The following is a 3096-nucleotide window of genomic DNA, read 5'->3' as shown; positions in this document are numbered from 1 at the left end:
CTAGTCTGGATACCTAAACGCCGAAAGAAGGTACTTGTTGGGAAAATCAGAGATAGGATTTTTGAGATATTTTCGGCATTAGCTATTGAAAAAGACTGGAATATTCGTGCGTTAGAAGTTGCGCCAGATCATATTCATTTATTTGTAGAGATTCATCCCACCCTACTCCAACTGAATTAAACTAGTTTGCATATAAAACTAAGGATACAAACCCCGATCATTCAAAGCTTGCGCGACTCTACCTACACCCAAAGTATAAGCAGCTAATCGCAGATTTACCCCCCGTGCTTGCGACTCATGAATCACCTTGCGGTAAGCCTGAACCATCAAATGTTCCATTTCCCGGTTGACTCGTTCTTCGTCCCAGAATAGATAGGAAAGACCTTGTACCCATTCTAAATAACTGACCACCACACCCCCAGCATTGGCTAAAATATCCGGTAACACGGTGACACCTTGGGCTTCTAGAACGCGGTTAGCTTCCAAAGTCACTGGACCATTAGCCGCTTCTGCGACAAATTGGGCTTTGATTTGATGGACATTTTCTGCGGTAATTTGGTTTTCCAAAGCGGCAGGAATCAGGACATCACAAGGTAAAGTTAATAAGTCTGCATTACTAATGGGTGTTCCTTGGGGAAATCCCACCACACTGCGATGGTTGGCCGCAGCGTAGGCTTTGACAGCAGAAATATCAAGACCATTTTCGGCAAAGATACCCCCACTAGCACTGGAAACAGCGATAATTTTTGCTCCTTGTTGGTGTAGTAATTCGGCGGCTGCCCCACCTACATTACCGAAGCCTTGAATTGCTACCCTGACTCCTACGAGGGATTTACCGTGATCGGCGATCGCTTCACGAACAATAATCATCACACCGCGTCCAGTCGCCATTTCTCGTCCCAGGGAACCACCAATAGATAAGGGTTTACCTGTAACTACTCCAGGGACAGAATGACCAACATTGACAGAATATGTATCCATCATCCATGCCATTTCCCGCGCTGATGTTCCCATGTCTGGTGCGGGTATATCTACGGATGGTCCAATGTCTTTAATTAATTCGCTAATATAACGGCGGCTAATGCGTTCTAATTCCCCCACACTGAACTTTTTGGGGTCTATGGGAATTCCGCCTTTGCCACCACCGTAGGGAATGCCTAACAATGCACATTTCCAAGTCATGAGCATGGCTAAGGCGGATACTTCTCGTAATGTCACTGCTTCATGGTAGCGAATACCACCTTTATAGGGTCCTAAAATATCCGAATGTTGTACCCGATGTCCAGCAAAAACCCGCACTTCCCCACTATCCATTCTTATGGGAATGGAAACTGTGACAACTTTTCGAGGGTGACTGAGTATTTCTACGATACCTTGATCTAATTTTAATTCTTTAGCAGCCCATTCTAAATAGCTACAGGCTTGATCATAAGGGCAAATATGCGCTGGAGAATGATTTTCTATAAGTGGGAGAGACGTTGTCACCATAATACCTACTCCTCATCACCGTATGTTTGTGAACCGGACTGATATGGTTAGCTTACCCTCTTTTTTGAAAAAGATGTCAATTTTGTAGTTTCTGTTACAATTTTATGTTGATTTGTATGCCGTAAGACGCTTGGGCAGATAAACGCAAATATATTACAATTTTTTAAATTTTATACACTTGCCTAAAAATCGCTGTAGACTAATTTTGCTTGGCTAGTTAAAACTCGAAAACCTGCACTTTTACTTGATAATCCTTATGAAAATCCCAGAAAACAAATCCAACAACCCAGATATTTCTACTGATAATCAATTACCTTTACCACCTGGAAAGTTAGGTTTACCTATTATTGGTGAAACAATTAGTTTTTTAACAGATAAAAACTTTATTAATAAGCGACAAGAAAAATACGGTAACGTTTTTAAAACTAACATACTTGGTCTCACTACAATTGTAATGATAGGAGCAGACGCAAATCGCTTTATATTTAGTGGTGAAAATCGAAATTTTACAGTTATACCAGATAAGGATATTTCAGACTTGTTGGGTCCTGCATCTTTAGCACTTCAAGCAGGAAGCATACATCAAAATCGACGTAAATTATTAGCTCAAGCATTTCAAACGCGAGCTTTAGCCAGTTATACACCTGCAATGGTGGAAATTACTAATAGCTATTTACAGAAATGGAAAGATTTAGGTCAATTAACTTTGTATCCTCAACTGAGAGAATATGCTTTTGATGTAGCTTGTAAATTATTAGTAGGAACAGACATTACTCATGACCATGATTTTCTTAAATTATTTGAAGGATGGTGTCAAGGTTTAAACGCTATTCCTATTCGCTTACCTTGGACTACGTATAGTAAAACTGTGAAAAGCAGAAAACTTTTATTAGCAAAAATTGACAAGATTATTGTAGAACGTCAAAAACAACCAAATTTAGAAAATTTAGAAAAAGATGCTTTGGATTTATTGTTAAATGCAAAAGATGAAAATGGCAATAATTTGAGTGTAGATGAAATCAAAGATCAAATTTTAGGATTATTATTTATTGGACATGAAGCTTTAAGTTCTGTACTGTGTTATTTTTTTTTGTTTTTAGCACAAAACCCAGAGATTTTAGCAGCAGCAAGACAAGAACAACAACAAATAAATTATACAGGTGACCTCACATCTGAACATCTTAAACAAATGACTTACCTAGACCAAATACTGAAGGAAATTTTACGACTTATTCCCCCTATCGGTAGTTCTTTTCGTTCGGTAATTAAAACCTGTGAATTTAATGGTTATTCTATTCCTGAAGGTTGGATGGTAATGTATGACATATACAAAACCCATGAAGATGAAAATATATATCAAAATCCTCAAAGTTTCGATCCAGACAGGTTTAATGTAGAGAGAAATGAGGATAAATCTAAACCTTTTAGTTACATTCCCTTTGGTGGGGGAATTAAAGAATGTTTAGGTAAAGAATTTGCTAAGGATCGTGGATTAAATAAGGTGTAATACTGCCAATGATAGCTATACACTAGAGGGGTAGATGGATGAACTGATAGATGATGCAAACTTACCCTGGTGAGATTGAGGTACAAATGCAACGATACTAT

General features: G+C 38.5%; 2 protein-coding genes and 1 pseudogene. 2 read left to right on the top strand and 1 reads right to left on the bottom strand.

Annotated features, from left to right (window positions below; all coding sequences use genetic code 11):
- Nucleotides 1–162 (top strand): annotated as a pseudogene (gene tnpA, locus IQ228_RS23950) (IS200/IS605 family transposase); the annotation flags it as partial.
- A gap of 36 nt (nucleotides 163–198) precedes the next feature.
- Here the strand turns inward: tnpA and IQ228_RS23945 are convergent.
- Complete coding sequence (locus IQ228_RS23945; protein WP_027403850.1) at nucleotides 199–1488, bottom strand: Glu/Leu/Phe/Val dehydrogenase; 1290 nt, start codon at nucleotides 1486–1488, stop codon at nucleotides 199–201.
- 256 nt (nucleotides 1489–1744) lie between these two features.
- Between IQ228_RS23945 and IQ228_RS23940 the strand changes: the two genes are divergently transcribed.
- Nucleotides 1745–2995 (top strand): cytochrome P450, encoded by a 1251-nt coding sequence (locus tag IQ228_RS23940; protein WP_193964685.1) that lies wholly within the window; start codon nucleotides 1745–1747, stop codon nucleotides 2993–2995.
- The last annotated feature ends 101 nt before the right edge of the window (nucleotides 2996–3096 follow it).

This window comes from Dolichospermum sp. LEGE 00246, assembly GCF_015207865.1.
Taxonomy (GTDB): Bacteria; Cyanobacteriota; Cyanobacteriia; order Cyanobacteriales; family Nostocaceae; genus Dolichospermum; species Dolichospermum heterosporum.
Note: the sequence above shows the minus strand (reverse complement) of the source record. Positions and strands in the feature narration are given on the sequence as shown.